The organism is Bradyrhizobium sp. 604_D8_N2_3 (assembly GCF_051810765.1).
Lineage (GTDB): Bacteria > Pseudomonadota > Alphaproteobacteria > Rhizobiales > Xanthobacteraceae > Bradyrhizobium > Bradyrhizobium barranii.
The window spans coordinates 8,410,156-8,429,992 of the sequence record NZ_JBPWPM010000001.1 but is presented as its reverse complement, the minus strand read 5'-3'; the positions used below and the strand labels follow the sequence as shown (position 1 = coordinate 8,429,992).

Annotated in this window: 19 protein-coding genes; 9 read left to right on the top strand and 10 right to left on the bottom strand. The window is 65.2% G+C overall.

Annotated elements, in window-relative coordinates:
- Positions 1-193: 193 nt before the first annotated feature.
- The 4 genes from galE to AB7245_RS40535 form a co-directional block, all read right to left on the bottom strand.
- On the bottom strand, positions 194-1,186 hold the full coding sequence (galE, locus tag AB7245_RS40550; RefSeq protein ID WP_085403401.1) for a UDP-glucose 4-epimerase GalE: 993 nt from the start codon (positions 1,184-1,186) through the stop codon (positions 194-196).
- 19 nt (positions 1,187-1,205) lie between these two features.
- The gene (locus AB7245_RS40545) at positions 1,206-2,012 is read right to left on the bottom strand and encodes a WecB/TagA/CpsF family glycosyltransferase (protein WP_085403400.1); all 807 of its coding nucleotides are present in this window, start codon (positions 2,010-2,012) and stop codon (positions 1,206-1,208) included.
- Positions 2,005-4,383, bottom strand: coding sequence for an exopolysaccharide transport family protein (locus tag AB7245_RS40540; protein WP_085403399.1), 2,379 nt, complete (start codon positions 4,381-4,383; stop codon positions 2,005-2,007). Before AB7245_RS40540 ends, AB7245_RS40545 begins: the two co-directional genes overlap by 8 nt.
- Before the next feature lie 282 nt (positions 4,384-4,665).
- Positions 4,666-5,466, bottom strand: a complete 801-nt coding sequence (locus AB7245_RS40535; RefSeq protein ID WP_085403398.1) for a class I SAM-dependent methyltransferase — start codon at positions 5,464-5,466, stop codon at positions 4,666-4,668.
- A gap of 396 nt (positions 5,467-5,862) precedes the next feature.
- On the opposite strand from AB7245_RS40535, the gene AB7245_RS40530 reads away from it, so the two are divergent.
- Positions 5,863-6,891, top strand: coding sequence for a glycosyltransferase family 2 protein (locus tag AB7245_RS40530; RefSeq protein ID WP_085403397.1), 1,029 nt, complete (start codon positions 5,863-5,865; stop codon positions 6,889-6,891).
- Positions 6,892-6,897: 6 nt separating this feature from the next.
- Here AB7245_RS40530 and AB7245_RS40525 read toward each other — a convergent pair whose 3' ends face one another.
- Positions 6,898-7,884, bottom strand: coding sequence for a glycosyltransferase (locus AB7245_RS40525; protein ID WP_085403441.1), 987 nt, complete (start codon positions 7,882-7,884; stop codon positions 6,898-6,900).
- Between the two features lie 248 nt (positions 7,885-8,132).
- On the opposite strand from AB7245_RS40525, the gene AB7245_RS40520 reads away from it, so the two are divergent.
- From AB7245_RS40520 to AB7245_RS40510, 3 genes are all read left to right on the top strand, one after another.
- Positions 8,133-9,200 carry a glycosyltransferase gene (locus tag AB7245_RS40520; protein WP_439035592.1) on the top strand — a complete coding sequence of 356 codons (1,068 nt, stop codon included), beginning with the start codon at positions 8,133-8,135 and terminating at the stop codon, positions 9,198-9,200.
- 39 nt (positions 9,201-9,239) lie between these two features.
- On the top strand, positions 9,240-10,592 hold the full coding sequence (locus AB7245_RS40515) for an O-antigen ligase family protein (RefSeq protein ID WP_085403396.1): 1,353 nt from the start codon (positions 9,240-9,242) through the stop codon (positions 10,590-10,592).
- 117 nt (positions 10,593-10,709) lie between these two features.
- On the top strand, positions 10,710-11,852 hold the full coding sequence (locus AB7245_RS40510) for a GNAT family N-acetyltransferase (RefSeq protein ID WP_085403395.1): 1,143 nt from the start codon (positions 10,710-10,712) through the stop codon (positions 11,850-11,852).
- Positions 11,853-11,873: 21 nt separating this feature from the next.
- Here AB7245_RS40510 and AB7245_RS40505 read toward each other — a convergent pair whose 3' ends face one another.
- Positions 11,874-12,413 carry an RBBP9/YdeN family alpha/beta hydrolase gene (locus AB7245_RS40505; protein WP_085403394.1) on the bottom strand — a complete coding sequence of 180 codons (540 nt, stop codon included), beginning with the start codon at positions 12,411-12,413 and terminating at the stop codon, positions 11,874-11,876.
- A 122-nt stretch (positions 12,414-12,535) separates the two neighbouring features.
- Here AB7245_RS40505 and AB7245_RS40500 point away from each other — a divergent pair, with 122 nt between their 5' ends.
- Together AB7245_RS40500 and AB7245_RS40495 are read left to right on the top strand one after the other, a co-directional pair.
- On the top strand, positions 12,536-13,012 hold the full coding sequence (locus tag AB7245_RS40500; RefSeq protein ID WP_014491880.1) for an Lrp/AsnC family transcriptional regulator: 477 nt from the start codon (positions 12,536-12,538) through the stop codon (positions 13,010-13,012).
- 113 nt (positions 13,013-13,125) lie between these two features.
- Positions 13,126-14,010, top strand: coding sequence for a protein-L-isoaspartate O-methyltransferase family protein (locus tag AB7245_RS40495; protein ID WP_085403439.1), 885 nt, complete (start codon positions 13,126-13,128; stop codon positions 14,008-14,010).
- A gap of 265 nt (positions 14,011-14,275) precedes the next feature.
- Here the strand turns inward: AB7245_RS40495 and wrbA are convergent, their stop codons facing one another.
- The 3 genes from wrbA to AB7245_RS40480 form a co-directional block, all read right to left on the bottom strand.
- Complete coding sequence (gene wrbA, locus AB7245_RS40490; RefSeq protein ID WP_071909485.1) at positions 14,276-14,875, bottom strand: NAD(P)H:quinone oxidoreductase; 600 nt, start codon at positions 14,873-14,875, stop codon at positions 14,276-14,278.
- Positions 14,876-15,040: 165 nt separating this feature from the next.
- The gene (locus AB7245_RS40485) at positions 15,041-15,739 is read right to left on the bottom strand and encodes a pirin family protein (protein ID WP_085403393.1); all 699 of its coding nucleotides are present in this window, start codon (positions 15,737-15,739) and stop codon (positions 15,041-15,043) included.
- A gap of 50 nt (positions 15,740-15,789) precedes the next feature.
- Positions 15,790-16,542 carry an SDR family NAD(P)-dependent oxidoreductase gene (locus AB7245_RS40480; protein WP_028147961.1) on the bottom strand — a complete coding sequence of 251 codons (753 nt, stop codon included), beginning with the start codon at positions 16,540-16,542 and terminating at the stop codon, positions 15,790-15,792.
- A 118-nt stretch (positions 16,543-16,660) separates the two neighbouring features.
- Between AB7245_RS40480 and AB7245_RS40475 the strand changes: the two genes are divergently transcribed.
- Together AB7245_RS40475 and AB7245_RS40470 are read left to right on the top strand one after the other, a co-directional pair.
- Positions 16,661-17,599, top strand: coding sequence for a LysR family transcriptional regulator (locus tag AB7245_RS40475; RefSeq protein ID WP_085403392.1), 939 nt, complete (start codon positions 16,661-16,663; stop codon positions 17,597-17,599).
- Positions 17,600-17,728: 129 nt separating this feature from the next.
- Entirely contained in the window at positions 17,729-18,250 is a 522-nt protein-coding gene (locus tag AB7245_RS40470; RefSeq protein WP_085403391.1) for an REP-associated tyrosine transposase, read from the top strand.
- Between the two features lie 128 nt (positions 18,251-18,378).
- Here AB7245_RS40470 and AB7245_RS40465 read toward each other — a convergent pair whose 3' ends face one another.
- Positions 18,379-18,636 (bottom strand): hypothetical protein, encoded by a 258-nt coding sequence (locus tag AB7245_RS40465; RefSeq protein WP_085403390.1) that lies wholly within the window; start codon positions 18,634-18,636, stop codon positions 18,379-18,381.
- A gap of 150 nt (positions 18,637-18,786) precedes the next feature.
- Between AB7245_RS40465 and AB7245_RS40460 the strand changes: the two genes are divergently transcribed.
- Positions 18,787-19,773, top strand: coding sequence for a tripartite tricarboxylate transporter substrate binding protein (locus AB7245_RS40460; protein ID WP_085403438.1), 987 nt, complete (start codon positions 18,787-18,789; stop codon positions 19,771-19,773).
- The last annotated feature ends 64 nt before the right edge of the window (positions 19,774-19,837 follow it).

The window sequence follows — 19,837 nt, the reverse complement described above, 5'->3', positions numbered from 1 at the left end:
AGCAGGCCGATGCCCGGACTCGATCGTGGCCTTCGCTGTGAAGAACAGGCTCGCGCTATTGGCGGAGCCTCACATGCCGCTTCCATTGGCGGCCATAAGAGCAACATGCGGCGGTCGGGACATGCGCCGCCGCCGGCTGTGATCATCTCTTTAGCCGCTCGGGGGCCCGACCGGCAAGCCGTAATACGGGTGTCTAGCGCGTCCTGAGCGGATGCGCTGTCTGGTGCCAGGCCCAGGCAGTCCGGATCACCGTCTTTAGATCGGAATGGCGCGGCACGAAGTTCAGCACTTTTCGCGCGGCGGAGGCATCGGCGACCAGATAAGTGGGATCGCCGGCGCGACGCGGCTTCATGGTGTGCGGCACCTCGCGGCCGGTCTCCTGCCTGATGGCGTTCAGGATCTCGCGGACCGAAAAGCCGGAACCGGTGCCGAGATTGAAGCTGCCGCCGGCATGTCCCGTTTCCAGGAGCTTCAGTGCTGCGACATGCGCCGCAGCGAGGTCGGTGACGTGGATGTAGTCGCGGATCGCGGTGCCGTCGGGCGTGTCGTAATCGTCGCCGAACACGGCGAAGTCGACATGGCCCTGGAGCGCCATCATGGCGCGCGGAATGAGATGCGTTTCGTTGTCACGCAACTCGCCGATGCCGCCGGCCTGGTCGGCGCCGCTGGCGTTGAAATAGCGCAGGCAGAACGCGCCGAAGCCATAGGCTGCGCGATAATCGGCGAGCATGCGCTCGATCATCCATTTCGACGCGCCGTAGGGATTGATCGGTGCGCAGGGGAAGTCCTCCGGCAGCTCCTTGGAATCGGCGTTGCCGTAGACGGCGCCGGTCGAGGAGAACACGATGCGCTGGCAGCCTGCGTTGCGCATCGCCTGCAGCAGCGACAGCGTGCCCTGGACGTTGTTGATGTAGTATTTCTGCGGGTCGGTCATGGACTCGCCGACGAGGCTTGCCGCCGCGAAATGCATCACCGCCGTGACCTTGTGGTCGGCGAAGGCGCGCGCCAGCGCGGCGCCGTCGAGCAGGTCGCCCGTCACCAGCGGACCCGCGACGAAGCTGCGATGACCTGTCGAGAGATTGTCATAAACGACGGGCTGATAGCCGGCGGCAGACAGTGCGCGGCAGGCATGCGAGCCAATATAGCCCGCGCCCCCGGTGACGAGGACGGTCGGTCGGTCGGTCATGTCGTCTTCTACTCTTCTCTCAGCGATTGGAAGGCCGTTTGCGGCTGAAGAGAAGATAGAGCGCGCGAGGGTTGGTGGTCAAATAGCGCCAGAGCAGGCGGCGTGGCTCGAGCATTGTGCGCCAGGCCCATTCGAGCCCGATCTTCTGCATCCATTGCGGCGCGCGGGACCGGCTGCCCGATAAAAAGTTGAACAAGCCGCCGGATGTCTTGATAACGCCAACATTGGTCAGCAGCGGCGTGTATTGCTCGACGAATGCCTGCTCGTTGGGCACGCCGAGCGCGACCCAGAGGTAATCCGGCGCGAGCGCGTTGATCTCCTCGACTTTCGCGCGCAGGGCGTCGCCGCGCAGATAGCCGTGGCTGTACCCGACGATCTTGAGGTTTGGATACAGCTGCTGGACATTCGCGACCGCCGCGGCGTTCTCTTCCTCGCTGGCACCGAACATGTAGAAAGTGCGGCCGACGGCTTCGGCCTTGCGCGCGACCACGTGGAACAAATCGGTGGTGGCGACGCGCTCCGGCAGCGGAAACCAGGATTGCAGCTTTGACGCCGCGACCAGGGGCTGGCCATCGGCGTTGATGAGGTCGGCGCCGCGGAACAGGCGTTCGGTCTCCGGTTCGGTCGAGCAGCGCGCCAACACCTCGCCATTGGCCGAGGTCAGGTGCAGCGGACGGCCGATGCGATTGTCAGGATCGGTCGCCTCGATCATGAAATCGGCAGTTGCTTCCAGGTCGAGCGCGGCCATGCGAAGGCCGCCGATAGTGATCCGCGGCACGTCGGCGGTTGCGGCCCGGCCGTCCAGATTGACGCGGCGCTCAAGCATATTGTCTGCCTCGCTGGCGCGCTTGAGTTGCGGGGGTGAGCTCGTCGAGCACGACGCCGACGAGCTTGCGCTCGGCGCGGCCGAGCGTGTTCAGGATTTCTTCCAGGCCGTCGTTGATGTCGAGGCTGGTCGGCAGCACCGCCACCAGCGCGTCGGCGTCGTCGAGCAGCTTGCGGCTGGCCGCACCAAGCGGCGTCACGGGGCCGTCGAGGATCACGAGATCGTAGCCGCCGGCGGCGCGCGCCTGCTCGATGGCCTTGCGCATGGCTTCAGTCGCCTTGCCGGCATCGCCGTCGGCGGCCGGCAGCACCGAGATGCCGTTGACCGTCTTGATCTCGCGCGAGGCCTTGCTGCCGATCGAGAGCCAGCCGAGTCGGCTCGGCTCGCTCTTGCCGGGGCGGCTCACCTTGTTGGAGAGCGAGTGTGCCTGATGGTCGGCATCGATCATCAGCACGCGGGCGCCGTCGCGCGCGGCCGCGAGTGCGAAATTCAGCGCGGTCACGCTGCGCCCGGTGGTCTCGCCCGCGCCGACGAGCGCGATGACCGGCATGGCCTTGCCGCCGGCACGCCGGGCCACAGCAGTGCGCATGTCGCGCCAGGCGTTGAGCAGCGTCGTCAGCGGAAAGCCGGGGCGCAGCGTCGGCCAGCCAAGCCGGGTCAGATCGACACCGCCGCCGGTGGCGAGGATGGCGCCGAGCGTGTGAATGACGTCGGCCTCCTGGAGGCGCGCGATCAGCGGCTTTCCGATCAGCGTATTTTCGTCCATCTCCGGCTGCAGCGATGGCGCGGCGAGCTCCGGTAGAGATTGCGCAATTTCCGGAGCTCGCGGAGCCGGCTGCGGCTGGGCTACCTCCGGTGTCCGTGAAACCTCCGGCGCGCGCGGAGGCCGCGGTGCCGGCGTGCGCTCACGACGGGCCGGTGTGGGCGCTGCCGGCGCGGTCGCACCGGCGGACAGCAGCTCGGCCGCGACGAACCAGCTTGCAGCAGCGAGCGCGCCGAAGATGAAGCCGATCATGGCGAACATGCTCATCGCCGGCGGGAACGAGCGCCGCTGCGGCACGGTGGCTTCGCCGATGACGCGGGCCGCCGAGGTGTTCAGGGTCTCCTGCTCCTCGGTCTCGCGCGAGCGCTTGAGGAAGGATTGATAGACGTCGCGGCTGGCATCGGCCTCGCGTTCGAGCTCGCGCAGGCGCACGGCGGCCTGGCTCAGCTGGACGCTCTGCCGCTTCTGCGCTTCCAGCGCCCGGTTGAGCGAGGCTTCAAAGTCGCGGGCGCGCGTCAGATCGTTCTTGGCGGACTGCGCGAAGCGATCGATCTCTTCGTTGATGGTGCGCTTGAGATCCTCGACCTGCTTCTCGGTCTGGCGCAGCGCCGGATGCCGCGGGCCGAGCTCGCCGGCCTGCTCCGCATACTTCTTGCGCGCGTCGGCATATTGCGCGCGCAGGTTCGCGATGGTCGGCGATTGCAGCGCTTCCGAATTCGCGCCGGCATCGGCAGCGGTGCGCCGGCTCGCCTCGATCTGGTCGAGCCGCGCCTGTGCGTCCATCGTCGCCGCGCGGGCCGCGGAAAGCCGCTGGTTGCTGGCGGAGAGCTGCTGGTCGCTGATCAGCGCGTCCTGGGTGCCGACGAAATTGTTCTGGGCCTTGTAGGTGGCGAGCGCGGTCTCGGCACTGCGCAGCCGCTCGCGCAACTCCTTGAGGCGGCCGGAGAGATCGTTGGTGGCGCGCCGCGCGGCCGAAGCCTGCGAGTTGCGGGATTCGGCGAGGTAGGCATTTGTCAGCGTGTTGGCGAGCATCGCCGCTTTCGCCGGATCGGTCGACCAGACCTCGATGTCGACGATGAAGCTCTTCTCGGTCTTGCGGACCGTGATGTGCCTGTTCAGCGCGTCGAGCGCCGCGAGCTGCACTTCCTTCGTCTCCGCGGCGGAGGGCGCGCGGGGCTGAAGGCCGATCAGGCCGAGCAGCGACGACAGCAGGCTCCTGGCATCACCGCCGCCGCCGAATTCGGGATCCTTGTCCAGATTGGCCTGCTGGATCACCTGGAGCAGCACGCTGTTCGAGGTAATCAGGCGCGCCTGGCTCTCCACCACCATGGCCATGCCGGAGACGTCCTGGGCACGCGGCGTGAGCTCGCGATCGACGAGCTGAAGCTCGCGCGGGTCGACATAGAGCTGGGCGGTGGCGGTGTAGCGGGGCGTCACGCTCTTGCCCGCGGTGACGGCAAGCGTCGCGCCGAGGAGCGCGGCAGCGGCAATCGCGATCTTCCGCCGCCAGAGCAGATTGACGAGCTCCAGCACGTTGAAGCCGGCTTGAGACCTCTGCTGCGGGGCCTCCGGTCCGGCCCGATCTATCGGCTGGTTGTAGTCAAGCATAGTCCCCAGCTTTCATTCCAACGACCGCGGGCTGAGGGGTTACTCTTCGCTTTACGCCACGCACCCGGGATATAGGTGCCCAATCAACGCAACAGGGAAAATTAACCATACTCATTGAGGGACTATTCACCGAAATGGCAAACAAAGCGTTTAAGCGCATGCCACTCTTCGACGCGTCGCGGTGACGCTGAGGTCCCCAAGGAATTAACGGTTCGTTACCGCGCGCAGCGAGGCCGCCAGGCTTCGCTCGTCCTGCGATGGACCGCGCGCGTGTCATGATTGTCAGCGCTTCCGTAGGATGACGTGGTAATCGCCGCGGCGAACGTCGATCCTGTCCGGCAGCACGGCGTTCATCACGGCGGCGCCGGCATCGACCAGAGCGGCGAACAGCGGCTTGCGCCGGCGCATCTCGGGATAGCGCGGACTCTCGACCTCGCGGCGGTAGATCGTCTCGAGGCCGTTGGCCGCGGCGAATGCTTCGAGCCGCGGCAGCGTCACCAGCGGATGGAAGAAGGTCGGGAACGGCGGCTCGCCGGGCAGGCCGGCATCCTTGATGCCGCGGATATTCCGGTAGAACCAGACATGAAACCAGTGCGGCGAGTATTTGGTGACGACGCCCGACAGCGAGCGCGGATTGGGTGCGCCGATCAGGATCATTCCGCCGGGCTTGAGCGCGTCGCGGAAATTCAGGAGCGCGGCATCGACATGGGGCAGATGCTCGATCACGTTGTAGCAGATCACCAGATCGAAGGTTTCGCGTCCAAAGCTGTAAGTCTGCACGTCGCCGAGGATCGCCTCGTCCGCGTAGGTGTTGTTGCGGACCTGGTCCTCGTCGATGTCGACGACGGTGACCTTGCTGCGGTTGAGCAGTTCCGGTGGCAGGACGCTGCACGAGCCGCCGCCGGCCTCGTAGGTGGCGAGCTGGCCCTGCGGCAGCTCGCGGCGTAGCACGTCGTGGACGGCGAGCAGGCTGTCGCGGGCTTCGCCGGGGACCAGATCGTGCAGCGCCTGGGTGCGTGCACCGGCCGCTGGGATTTGAATCGCCGTGGCTGTCGCGAAATCGATCGAGGCTGGCTTGTTCATTTTTTCTGACCGCGCTTGTTCGACTCAAATTTACAGGAAAAATCTCGCATGCCCGAAGAGCAAATCCGATGCCGCGCCGCTTCACCGGTCGCGGTGCTTACGGTCGGGTTAATGCGGGGAGGCGTTAACTACGGCATTGTCCATGTTGCGCTGTCGTGCGCGTGATGGACTGCGAATTGCACTATCACGTATGCGGGGACTTGCAGGAGAAACGCGCAAAAGCGGTTAAGCGTATGAAGGGCGGGAGATCCGCGGCGTTGCGCCGTCGCGAGCCTCGGGCCCGCCGTTCATTTTGGGACTGATCTGTCCCGCGGCGATGTGCCGTCGCAGGACAGCGCCGATTACTGCGTGATTGACGCAGGGCTTTTTCAATACATATCGGACATCTAGGATGCCATGACGCTGATCCCGACAGACCTTTCCGCCAGCCGGATCTCGGATGCCGTGCGCGATCCCAACCGGGAGATCGCGGCTAGCTCCCGCGTCATCGACCTGTCGGTCGGCATCGTCGTCTGCATTCCCTGCTTCCGCCGCCCGCACCATCTGCGGCTGACACTGGACTCGCTCGTGAGCCAGCGCACCCCGCGCTCCTTCGCGGTGGTCATGGTCGAGAACGACGCGGCGGGGCGCGAAAGCGCGCCGGTTGCCGCGGAGTATCTGGCCGACGGCCGGCTCCAGGGCGTTTGCCTGGTCGAGAAGCGGCAGGGCAATTGCCAGGCGATCAACGCCGCCTTCGAGACGGCGCAGGCGCTGTTTCCCGCCGCGACCCGCTTCCTGATGATCGACGACGACGAGATCGCTTCGCCCGACTGGCTCGAGCTGATGGTTCGCACCGCGGAGGCGACCGGCGCCGACGTGGTCGGCGGGCCGGTGCTGCCGGTCTTCGACGACGACAGCAAGCCCTGGCTCGCACATCATCCCGCCTTCTGCCCCGCCTATGATTACAGCGGCGCGGTGCCGCTGATCTATGGCTGTGGCAACTGCCTGATCACGCGTGCGGCGTTCGAGCGGTTCGATCGTCCCGCGTTCGACCTGCGCTTCAATTTCCTCGGCGGCGGCGATTGCGATTTCTTCGTGCGGTGCCGCGATGCCGGCATGATCTTCCACTGGACGGCTGAGGCGGTCATCACCGAGACCGTGCCGCAAAGCCGCACCAGCCTCGGCTGGATCGCCAAGCGCGGCCTGCGTATTGGCGCTATCAATTATCGCGTGCAGTACAAGGCCGCACAGGGCGCGGGCGCGCGGGCGCGAGTGTTCGCGCAGATGCTCGGACGGCTGCCGCTGTCGCTGGCGCGTTCCGCTCGTCTTCTCGCGACATCGAAGGCCGTCGTCGCCATGCATCCCGCGCTGGTCGCGCTTGGCTCCATGCTCGCAGCATTCGGCTTCGCACCGAAGCCCTACGAAGCGTCGAAAATCGTATCTTGACGCGGGTTAGATGCCCAAACGGGCGAGGGCGACCCTGACCGCGGCGCGGGGCAGCGATTTGAGCGAGCGCCGGCCGACCATCCCGAGATAAGCCAAGGCGTCGCGATATCTGCCGAAGCGGACGGCCTGCATCGCCGAATAGGTGACGAGATGGACCTCGGCGGCCTGGCGCAGCCCGGCCGCCGTACCCTCGGGCAGTCTCGCCAGGATCAGCCCATCGTCGAACACCCGCGCGATCGCAGGGAAGAAGTCCTTCGGCGTCCGCACGGCCGCATTCATGGTGTTGGCGGTGTGCAGGCGATAGTCGAGCAGAAGCTTTGGTGCGAACTCGAACTCGCCGATGGCGGCGAGGCGGCACCAGCAATGCCAGTCCTCGCAATATCTGAGGGAAGGGTCGAAGCCGCCGATGGCGCGGAAGGCCTCCGCACGTGCGAGCGCGATGCCGCCATTGACGATGAAATTGCCGGCCGCGAGCCGCGCCAGCACGTCGCCGGACGGCTTGCGGCGTCCCTTCAGCAGGCCCCGCCGGCCGATCTGCCGTCCCTCGCTGTCGATCGTGTTGTAGTCGCCGTAGACGAGAACCGCGCGCGGAGCATTGCGGGCCGCCGCCAGCAGCGCCGCGACCGCACCGGGGCGCAGGCGGTCGTCGGCATCGAGGAAGAGCAGCCATTCGCCGCTCGCATATCGTGCGCCGAGATTGCGCGCGGCGGATACGCCGGCGGATTCGTTGGTCATCAGGCGCAGCCGCGGGTCACGAATGGCGCGGACGATGGCCGTGGTGGTGTCGCTCGAGCCGTCGTCGACGACGATCACTTCGGTGATCTCGCCTTGCGCCAGCGCGCTGGTGAGGGTTTCGCCGATATAGGCCGCAACGTTCTTGGCGGGAATGACGACGGACACCGATGTGGTTGAGCCGGCCGGCAGCGGGAGACGCGGCGCCGGAACGACGCGCGAGGTAGCCGGTAAATCGAGAACATCTTCGGCGGTGATCAGAGCCACGGCTCGCCTTTAGGGGTCTGTTAACCAGGGCGCATCTGCCGACTGGCATTGCGATCAATCGCAACATTGGCCCGCCGCGAATGATACTCGCATTACGGCCAAATCGTTGTCGCGAAGGCCTGCGTGTTTCTGGTTTCGTAGATTAGCGTTAAGCCGCGGGCATTAAGCCTGTCGCAAATTTGGAAGAGTGCGACAGCCGGTCCCATGCGAGAATGCCGACCTGTTTGCCGCGGATGGATCTAGTGCCCGCAAAGACGTTCGAACACGACCCCGATGCCATCGTCCTCAACCTCTTCTACGAGGACAAGGACGATCGCTGGTTTCCCGGCGACCGGCATCTGCGGCGCATGGCGCGCCGGATGCTGCTCGGTGAGCCGCGCATGAGCGGGCAGCTTCGCGTGTTCCTCAATCTCTGCGCAGGGCTCGACCGGCTCGGTATCCGCTACCGCGTCAACGATTACGGTTACATCGCGCAGCATCCCGACGAACTCGCCTGCATCATCGGCCGCACCTTCCTGCTCGACAAGTTCGCGTGGAAGAATCCGATCCTGCTCGGCGTTGCCGCCCACAATCATCCGCTGGACGATCCTGATCTGTTCAAGCGGCTGCCGGTGAAGAAGGTCGTGGTGCCCGGCCCTTGGTACGTCGACATGTACCGGCCGTACTGGCCCGACACGGAGGCCTGGCCGATCGGCATCGACACGGATCTCTGGGCGCCATCGGCGCCGTCGCAAAAGACCGTCGACGTCCTGATCTACGACAAGGTCCATTGGGACCGCGAGCGCTACGCGCCGGAGCTGATCGAGCCCGTCCGCGCCCGCCTCCTCAAGGAGGGCCGCTCGTTCACGGAATTGCGCTACGGCAGCTACAAGGAAGAAGACTATCAGGCCGCGCTGGCGCGCTCGCGCGCGATGATCTTCCTGTGCCAGAACGAGAGCCAGGGCATCGCCTATCAGCAGGCTCTGTCCTGCGGCGTGCCGGTGTTCGCCTGGGACCCCGGCGGCCCGTGGCGCGACCCGGATTATTATCCGCACCGCGTCCAGTTCGCGCCGGTGTCGTCGGTGCCGTATTGGGATGACCGCTGCGGCGCCAAGTTCATCGACATCGCGGGGTTCGCGGCGGGCTGGGATTGTTTCTGGGCCGGGTGCACCGCTGATGCGTTCGATCCGCGCGGCTTCGTGCTCGACAATCTCACGCTGGAGCAGCGGGCGCTGCAATATTACGAGATCGCGCGCAGCATCGTGGGGCCGCAGACGGCGTCGCGGGCCTCGGGCGTGCTGGTTGACGGATGCTTAACAGGGACGGGCTAACACTTCGAGTTTCCCCGGCTTCACCATTTGCCTCGAGCCATGGATCGCAGCGTCGCTGACATGACCGACGTGGAGACCCGAACGCTGGGCCACGTCCTGCACGATGGGCTCGCGGGGCTGAATGCCGCGCAGGCGGCGCGCTGTCTCGTCGCGGTTGCGGCGCTGCTGCTGGTGCTGATCACGCTCGATCCGTTTCCTGACCTTCGCAACGAGGATGTGACCACGGTCGTCGGCGGGCGCATGGCGCTCACCTATATCTCCTGGGGTCTGCTGGCTGCGGTCGCGATGCTGTTCGTCGCCGGCACCGATGCGCCTGCGCTGAAGAGCCTGGTGACGCCACTGCATCTTTGCCTGGTCGGCTGGCTGTTGATCAACATCGTCTTCTCCGAGAGTCGCGGCGTTTCGATCCAGCGCTTCGTGCTGGCGGTCAGCGTGACGTCGCTCGCCATGCTGTTGCCATTGCTGCCGCCGACACAGCGGACTTTCAACCTGTGCCTAGGCGGCGCCGCGCTCGTGCTGCTGGTGCTGTGCTATCTCGGCGTCTTCCTCGCGCCGCAATATTCGATGCACACCGCGCTCGATCTCACCGAGCCGCAGCTTGCCGGCGACTGGCGCGGCAGCTTCGGCCACAAGAACATCGCTTCGCCGGTGATGACCATCCTGGTCTATGTCGGTATTTATCTCTGCGGCGTCGGCTCGTTCGTGATGGGGCCCGCGATCGCCGCGCTTGCCGGCATCTTCCTGATCTTCACCGGCGGCAAGACATCGACGGTGCTGTGCCTTGCGATCTACGCGCTCGCCTCGCTGGTCTATGTCACGCCAGGCCTGTGGCTGAAGCGGCTCATCTGCTTCGTGCCGCTGATCGTGATGAACCTGCTGACGGTCGGCAGCGTCTTGAGCCCGGCACTCGGGGCGCTGACGCGGCTGCTTCCGCTCGATCCCACCTTCACCGGCCGTTCCGCGATCTGGGAATTCGCGCTCGCGGCCGTCGCCGAGAAGCCGATCATCGGTCACGGCTATGCGGCGTTCTGGGACGACGTGACCGCGCGGCAGACTGCCCAGGGGTCCGAATGGGCGACGTCCGCCGCGCACAGCCACAACAGCTATCTCGACCTCGCGGTCACCATCGGCTTGCCGGGGCTGTTGCTGGTGATTCTCGTCTTCGTGCTCGCACCGCTCGGCAATTTCCAGTCGGCCCAGGCTCACAACCATAGTCGCGCGCTGGCAAAATTGTTCCTCACCGTATGGCTGTTTGGCCTGTATTACGGCGCCACCGAGACCTTCCTGCTCGAACGGCAGAATCCGATCTGGTTCATGTTCGCGCTTGCAGTGGCTGGCCTGCATTTCCTCGCCAGGTTCCAATGCGTTGAACAGACGGAACCGGAGCGCTGACAGCTTGTCGCAGCCGAAGCGATAGTGATGTTGGCTTAACGATAAGCCGTTACGTCACTTGTGGTCTGCGACAAACATAATCTATCTGGAAACATTCAGTAATCGCATGTCCCGCGGATGACGTTTCTCAGCGTCGAGCAATCAGATGGTCTTGCGTCCAGCACGTCGGGAATCGCTGTCGATTTCGTGCGTGACTGGCGGCAGGCCGCATCGCGCCTGAGCGCGGGGCAGCGCACCGCATTCCAGCACGGTTACTGGCTCGGCGCATGGTACGAGGCGTTTCACGACTTTGCACCGCTGATCGCATTGATCTCCGATGCCGCGACCGGCAAGGACATCGCGGTGGTGCCGATGATCAGCCACATCAGGCGCGGCATCCGCATCGTCGAATTCGCCGATCTCGGCGTCTCCGACAACAACGCGCCGATCCTGGCGCTCGATGCCGCGTTGGACGCTGCGGCGACGGATGCGATCGGCAAGGCGCTGATCGACGCGGTGCGCGCCTTGCCCGACCGCTTCGATCTGCTGCGGCTGAAGAAGATGCCGGCCCATGTCGGTGGCAAGCCGAACCCACTGGTGTCGCTCGGACGGATCGGATCCTGCTCGCTCAACGGCAATCTCGTGCTGACGGGCGACGACTATGAGGCCTACCGGGCCTCGATCAAGCGCATGCAGATGCCGCGCTGCTGGCGGGTCTTCAGCCGTCATGCCGGCGCGCGGCTCGAGATCGCGGCGGATGTCGCGCGTGCGCGCGAGCTGCTGGACGTGATGGATGTCCAGCAGCAGGCCCGCATGCGAAAGCTCGGCTCGCGCTTCGTCCTCAACGACGACGCTCATGCCCGATTCTATCGCGAGGTCGCCCGTCAGGGTATCGCGGAGGGCTATGCCGTCATCTCGGCGCTGGTCTGCGACGAGGCCGTCGTCGCCACCACGTTCGGCGTCAGGTCTGGTGCGAGCTATTTCCTCCTGCGCATCAGCCACGCCGGCGATTCATGGTCGAACTGCTCGCCGGGGCTGCTCGTCACCGAACGGACCATGGCGGCGCTGCATGCAGAGGGCGTGCGCCGTTTCGATCTCAGCATCGGCAACCAGGACTACAAGCGCCGCTTCGGCGCCGCGAAGGTCGCATTGACCGATGTCAGCATCGCACTGTCCTGGCGCGGCGCTCCCTATGCATGGCGCGACCATACCGCGCAGAACCTGCGTCGCTATCCCAGGCTCGCCGCCTTCGCCAGCCGGGCGATACGCAAGATGCGGTGACGGAGGCCGCCCGCACCCGCGTCATCTCGAAAGGCCGGCACTGAAGGCGTCCAGCAGCGCGCGACCCTGCGGCCAGTCGCCGAGCCCGCTCGACGCATTGATGTGGCCAAGGGCGCCCAGCACGATCAGACCGGACTTCCAGGCACGCGCCCGCTGCTGCGTCTTATCGAGCCTGCCAAAGGGATCGTCGGTGCTGGCGATGATGAGCGAGGGGAAGCGCAGCGTACGGTCCGGTACCGGCTTGAACGCAGCCGCCTCCGCGGGAAAATTGGCGCCATCGGGATCGGGCACCGCGACCAGAAAAGCACCCGCGATCGTGGATGGGAAGCGCGTGGCCCAGTGCGCCACCAGCAGGCAAGCGAGGCTGTGTGCGACCAGCACCGGCGGCTTCGCGCAGCGCCCGACCACCTGTTCCAGGGATTGCTCCCAATCGGCGAGCTCCGGCCGGTCCCAGCTCGCCGGCTGAAACCGCGTGAAACGTGTATCGTTGCGCTCCCGGAGTGTCTGCCAATGAGTCTCTGCGGAGCCGCCGAGGCCGGGCAAGGTGATGATGTCGTGCATGATCGTCCCGTGATATCTGAGATGCACGTGCAGTGTGGCCGGTCTTGGTGCTGCGTCACATGGCAAGTCATCGGCGAAGGAGATCATCTGCCGATGATCTCAAGGTGGAATGGAGAATTGTCTTGGATCGCTTCGGAAGCATTGACACCAAGGATCTGAAGATCCTGGAGGCATTGCAGGCCAATGCGCGCGTGCCGCTGTCCGAGCTCGGCCGTTCCGTCGGGCTGTCTCAGCCGGCCATCTCCGAGCGCGTGAAGCGGCTCGAGGAAGCCGGGATTATCGAAGGCTACGGCGCCCGCATCAATCCGCGCGCGCTAGGGCTCGGCCTGATGGCGCTGGTCCGCCTGCGCACCTCGCATGAGCACATCAAGACCTGCCTCAAACGGTTCAGCGAGATTCCGCACATCGTCGAAGTCCATCGCGTGACCGGCGATGATTGCTTCGTGCTCAAGGTGCTGGTTCCGGCGCCGGAAGATCTGGAGACGATCGTGGATCGTATCGCCGGCTTCGGCGCTGTGACGACCTCGCTCGTGCTGCGGAGCGAGCCGGCGCGACCGATCGGTAAAGACCTCATCAGGAAGAAGACCGAACGCGGTTGAGGCGTGGCCCGCGCGATCGACATGTCACCGGGCTGTCACAAAGCCTTCGATTGCGCCGAGCTTCGATGATCGCGCGCTTTGTGCTATCGTCGCCTCCGCTTTCCGGAGGCGACATGGAAGATCGTTCGGCAAAATATCGCGCATTCTATGCGCAGTTGATCTGCGCCGCAGCCAAGACGACGGATCCCCGTATCGAACAGGCCTTTCGCACGGTCAGGCGCGAACCCTTCGTTGGGCCCGGACCGTGGTCGATCTCCGTCGGTGGTCATCCCTATGTCGTGACGCCCGACGATGACCCCGCCTTCCTCTATCAAAACACGCTTCTGGCGCTGGATCCGGCGCGCGGCCTCAATATCGGGATGCCGGGCGCGCACGCCTATTGGCTCAGCGGCTGCGGCGTGCGGGAAGGCGAGACGGTGATCCAGATCGGTGCCGGCAGCGGCTACTACACGGCCATTCTGGCCGAGCTCACGGGACCTTCGGGCCGTGTCCATGCCTATGAGATCGACGAACGCCTGGCGGCACTCGCGCGCGAAAATCTGAAGCACATCCCGCATGTCGAGCTGGAAGATCGCTCGGGCATCGCGTCCGATTTACCGGGAGCGGATGTGATCTACGTCTGTGCGGGCGCGGCGCAGCCGGCCACGGAATGGCTCGATGCGCTGCGGCCCGGCGGCCGGCTGGTGTTTCCGTTGGCGCCGGAGGGCATGCTCGGTGGCATGTTGATGATCACGCGCCCGGACGAGGGCGCGGTCTGGCCGGCGAAATTCCTGAGTCGAGCCCAGTTCATCGGCTGCGCGGGACTGCAGGACGCAGATGCCGGCCGGCGATTGGCCGAGGCGTTCGCCAAAGGATGGGAGAGCGTGCAGTCGCTGCGCAGAGAGGGCGCTCCGGACGAGATGTGCTGGTTTGCCGGTGAGGGCTGGTGGCTTTCGACGGCTGCGGCACCCGTCCAGACGAATTCAATCAAGCCGCACGCCGACCTCACGCAGGCGTGACTGATCGCTCGCGCCTTACGATTTCGCGCACCCGGCGCAATGCAGCCGGCCGCGCGAGGCGCGGAACAGGCTGCGGCAATACCAGCGCCGCGCCAATGCTTGCGCAGGCCTGCGGATCATCTGCGCGATCAACAAGAGTTCGAAAGCCATTCGTATCGCTTTTGGTCAAATATCCCGACCACGTAGATGGGGCGGCATTCCCGAATGAGAACGCCGCCCCCGTCGCATCAGCCATGCGGTCGTTCGCCAAGCCTAACTGCGAGGCTCAGCCGTGAAGTTTCCTGGCGGTCTCCGCGATCTGGCGGCCCTGATAGCGCGCGCCGGCGAGCTCGTTGGCGCTGGGCTGGCGGCTGCCGTCGCCGCCGGTGATCGTGGTGGCGCCGTAGGGGGCGCCACCGGTGACCTCGTCGAGCTTCATCTGGCCGGCGAAGCCGTAGTTCAGACCGACCACGACCATGCCGAAATGCAGCAAATTGGTGATGATCGAGAACAGCGTCGTCTCCTGGCCGCCATGCTGGGTCGCGCTCGCGGTGAAGGCGCCGCCGACCTTGCCGTGCAGCGCGCCCTTGGCCCAGAGCCCGCCGGCCTGGTCCAAAAAGTTCGCCATCTGCGAGGCCATGCGGCCGAAGCGGGTGCCGGTGCCGACGATGATTGCGTCGTAATTGACGAGGTCCTCAATCTTGGCGACGGGTGCTGCCTGATCGACCTTGTAATAGGACGCCTTGGCGACTTCGGCCGGCACCAGCTCGGGCACGCGCTTGATGTCGACGGTGGCGCCGGCCTCGCGCGCGCCTTCGGCAACAGCGTTGGCCATCGCTTCGATGTGGCCATAGGCGGAATAATAGAGGACGAGAACTTTGGTCATGGTGGTCTCCGTTGGGATCGATGTTGACTGTTTGTGGGGGACGTCATGCCCGGGCAGAAGCGCGAAGCGCGTCTTCGCGCTAGATGTCCCGGGCATCCACGTTCTTGTGCGCCCATGGTGGGGCGTGGATGGCCGGGACAAGCCCGGCCATGACGAAGCGCGTTGTTAAGCCGCGTCGACGAGCACGAGCTCGGAGTCTTCGAGCGCCGTGATCTTCAGCTTGTCCTCGTCGCGGATCGCGGCGCCGTCGCGGGCGTTGACGCGCACGCCGTTGATTTCGACCGCGCCTGCCGCCGGCACGAGATAGAGATGCCGCGACCTCTCGGGCTCATACTCCGCGCTCTCGCCGGCCTTCAGCGTGGTGGCGAGCACCCGTGCATCGGCGCGGATCGGCAGCGCATCGGTGTCACCTTCGATCCCGCTGGCGATGGTGACGAGCTTGCCGGTGCGGTCCGCCTTCGGAAACGGCTTCGAGCCCCAGGTCGGCTGGCCGCCACGCGCGGTCGGTTCGATCCAGATCTGGAAGATCCGGGTCTTGGTCGGCTCGAGATTGTATTCGGAGTGGCGAACACCGCTGCCGGCGCTCATCACCTGCACGTCGCCCGCTTCGGTGCGGCCCTCGTTGCCGAGGCTGTCCTGATGGGTGATCGCGCCCTCGCGCACATAGGTGATGATTTCCATGTTGGCGTGAGGATGGGCGGGAAAGCCGGTGTTCGGCGCGATCTCGTCGTCGTTCCACACCCGCAAGGCGCCGTGGCCCATGTTGTTCGGATCGTAGTGGCTGGCGAAGGAGAAATGGTGCTTGGCCTTGAGCCAGCCGTGATCGGCGCCGCCGAGCTTTGCGAAAGGTCTGAGTTCGATCATCTGCGTAATTCCTTTGTGTGATCCTTTGGGTTGAACGGCTGCCGCCTTGATCAGGCGCCGAACCCGCCGTCGACGTTGAGCACCGTGCCGGTGACGAAGGAGGCTTCCGGGCTTGCGAGGAACACGACGCCGGCGGCGACTTCCTCGGGGCGGCCGAAGCGCTGCAGCGCGTGCTGCTTGCGCTGCGTCTCGGCGAACTCGCCGCCGTCCTTCGGGTTCATGTCGGTGTCGATCGAGCCGGGCTGCACCACGTTGACGGTGATGCCGCGCGGGCCGAGGTCGCGTGCCGCGCCCTTGGTGTAGCCGACGACGGCCGCCTTGGTGGCGACGTAGTCGGCAAGCCCCGGGAACGAGGCGCGGTCGGCGAGCATGGAGCCGACGGTGACGATGCGGCCGCCTTCGCCCATCAATTGCGAAGCAGCGCGGATCGCCGCGATCACGCCGTGTACGTTGATGGAATCCTGCCGTTCAAGCGCGGCCGTGTCAGCCTTCGCATCGTCGATCGCGCCGCCGGCGGCAACGCCGGCATTGTTGACGAGGATGTCGAGATGGCCGAATTCCCTGGCGACGTCATTGACGAGCTGCGTCACGTCCTTGGCCGAGGCCTGATCGGCCTTGAAAGCGCGGGCCTTGACGCCGCGGGCCTTGAGCTCGGTAACGACCGCCTCGGCCTTTTCGGGCGAGGCGACATAGCTGATGGCGACATCCGCACCTTCATCGGCGAGAGCGCGGGCCGAGGCCGCGCCGATGCCGCGCGAGCCGCCGGTGACGAGGGCAACCTTGCCTGAGAGCTTCTTGGTCATTGGATTTCTCCATTTCCTGAATGTCTGATGCCCCTTGGATAAGCCTCCGCCTGTGGTATAGAAATAGAAACTGTTGAAACGCATTGTTTCCCAGAATACCCCAATTGGACCGGCGCACATGGCAAAACTTCCCGATTTCGAGGCGCTCGCGATTTTCGCAAAAGTCGTGGAATTACGGTCGTTTGCAGGGGCCGCGAGCGAGCTCGCGATGTCCAAGGCAACGGTGTCCAAGGCGGTCACGCGACTGGAGGAACGGCTCGGTGCCCGGCTGTTCAACCGCACCTCGCGGCGGCTGGCGCTGACCGATGCCGGGCACAAGCTCGCCGAACGCGCCACGCGTCTGCTCGTCGACGGCGAGGCGGCCGAGAACGAGGCGCTGGCGCAATCGGTGGCGCCGCGCGGCCTGGTCCGGCTCGCCGTGCCCATGACGTTCGGGATCAAGGCGGTGGCGCCGCTGCTGCCGGAGTTCTTCGAAACCTATCCGGAGGTCTCGGTCGATCTGCATCTGAGCGATGCGACCATCGATCTGATCGGCGAGGGTTTTGACATGGCGGTGCGGATCGCGCGGCTGCCGGACTCCTCGCTGATCGCGCGGCGGCTTTTCACCATGCCGCGCTTCACGGTGGCCGCGCCGTCCTATCTGAAGCGCCATGGACGGCCCACGCATCCGATGCATCTCGCCGAACACAAATGCTTCAGCTACGCCTATCTCTCGACGCCCAATGTCTGGAACTACACCAATTCGGCAGGCGAGCAGGCGAGCGTCCGTCCGGGCGGACAGCTTCGCGTCAACAACGGTGAAGCCGTGATGCCGGCGCTGATCGCCGGTCTCGGCATCGCCGAGCTGCCCGAGTTCATCGTCGGCGAGGCGATTTCGTCCGGCGAGGTTGAGGTGATCCTGAAAGACTGGAAGCAGGCGGAAGGCGCCGTGCATCTGGTGACGCCACCCGGCGGCCCGCGCCCCGCACGCGTCGAGGCGCTCGGCGATTTTCTCGCGGCGAAGCTGCCAGGCACGTGCAAGCGGCGGCCGAAGAAGGGTGTCAACAAAGCGGGGTAGATCCCTTGGTGGGCACGGCGCGTTGCGCCTTTGCCCACCCTACGTGATCTCGCTAGTCTATCCTGCAAACGGCTATCGTAGGGTGGGCAAAGCGAAGCGTGCCCACGCCTTTGCCTGATGGGATCGCAGATGTCTCGATATCGGCGCACACAAGGCAGCACATTCTTCTTTACGGTCGTGCTCGCCGATCGTTCAAGCACTCTGCTCGCGGATCATGTTGATCGCCTAAGACGAATTTACCAAACCGTTCAGCAGCGCCGACCGTTCGAGACCGTCGCGATCTGTATCCTGCCCGACCATCTCCATGCCATTTGGTCGCTCCCGGAGAATGATTCCGACTTTTCGTCGCGTTGGAATTTGATCAAGGGCGGTTTCTCGCGAGGATTGGAAGCGCAGGAGCGCTCGGCAAGCAAGTCACTCAAGCGCGAGAAGGGAATTTGGCAGCGCCGCTACTGGGAGCACGCGATTCGAGACGACGCGGACTTGGAGCGCCACGTCGATTACATCCACTTCAATCCAGTGAAGCATGGCCTCGTCACGCGTGTGCGCGATTGGTCGCTCAGCAGCTTCCATCGCTACGTCGACCAAGGCACTCTCCCCGTGGATTGGGGAGGGGATATGCGGGATATCGCGGGGCAGTTCGGAGAATGATGGTGGGCACGGCGCGCGAAGAGCGCGCCTTTGCCCACCCTACGAGATCTCGCTCGTCGATCCTCCGCACAACTATCGTAGGGTGGGCAAAGCGAAGCGTGCCCACCATTTCAGATTACGACTTCCGATCACGACACCTTCACGCCGTCGATTGCGACAATGCGCAAGGCTGGCTTCAGCGTCCCTTCCAGCTGCGTCTTCAATTCGTGCACACGTGGGTCGTTCGAGCGTGCCGCGCAGGCGGCGTATTGATGGACCGATTGCGCCAGCGCGCGCCGCGCTTCCGGCGTTCGCGTCAATTCGGGCTTTGAAAGCCGCAAGACGATCGCTGCGAGATTCACCAGCATCTCGTCCAGGGCGACGTCGATGGTCGCAAGATTCCGCATCACCCACTCCCTCAAGAGGGCAACAGCGGGTTCAGGGAAGCGTTCCGGGCCGGGCCGAACATGGTCAATACTTCGTAAACGCCTTGTTCTTGCCGCTCGGCCGGTTAGGCTGCCAGCGAAACAAAGAAAATCGGGGGCGAGGGGACTATGATGGATCGACGCGATCTCTTGCGCGCGGCTGCGGCATTGCCGTTGTTGCGGGCTGCTTTACCTGACAAGGCCTTCGCGCAAGCCTATCCGGTGCGCAACATCACCATGATCGTGCCGTTTCCGGCGGGCGGTCAGGCCGATCTTGCCGCGCGTCCGGTCGCGATGGCGCTGGAGCGGGTCCTCGGCAAGCCCGTCATTGTCGACAACCGCGCCGGTGGCGGCGGCGGATCGGTCGGCAATGCTGCGGCGGCGCGCGCGGAGCCCGACGGCTACACGCTGCTGATGACGCTGTCCTCGCTCGCGGTGCTCCCCGAGGCCGATCGCCTGTTCGACCGACCCGTTGCGTACGAAGTCTCGCAGTTCATGCCGATCGCGCGCGTCCTCGCCGATCCCACGCTGCTCGCGGTGCCGGCCTCGGCGCCGTGGAAGACGGCGCAGGATTTTGTCGAGGATGCGAAGAAGCGGCCGGGCCAAATCACTTACGGCTCGTCCGGTCCTTACGGGACGCTGCATGTCGCGATGGAGATGTTCGCGAGCAGCGCCGAGATCAAGTTGCTGCATGTTCCGTTCCGCGGCGCGGGCCCGGCGCTGACCGCGCTGCTCAGCGGCACCGTGCAGGCGATAGCAGCCGCGCCCGGCACCCTGAAGCCGCAGGTCGACGACGGCAAGCTGCGCGTGCTCGGCAATTGCGGCGCACAGCGCATCGCGAGCTTCCCCGACGTTCCGACCTTTCAGGAGCTCGGCTACAAGGACGTCGAGATGTACATCTGGGCCGGGCTCTTTGCACAGAGCGCTCTTCCTGCGCCGGTCGCGAGCCGCCTGCGCGAAGCGATGGCGAAGGTGATGACGAGTCCGGATGTGCTCAGGAGCTTCGAGGCCTCGGGCAGTCTGGCCGCCTATCAGGACGCGCCGGCATTCTCGCAATTCGTGGCGACGGACAGCGCGCGGCTGATCGCGGCGGTGAAGAAGATCGGCAAGGTGGAATAGGTTCCCGCCGCATTTTCACATTTTTTTGTTGGTTCAGAACCTGACCGCGTCTCATTGATTGAAG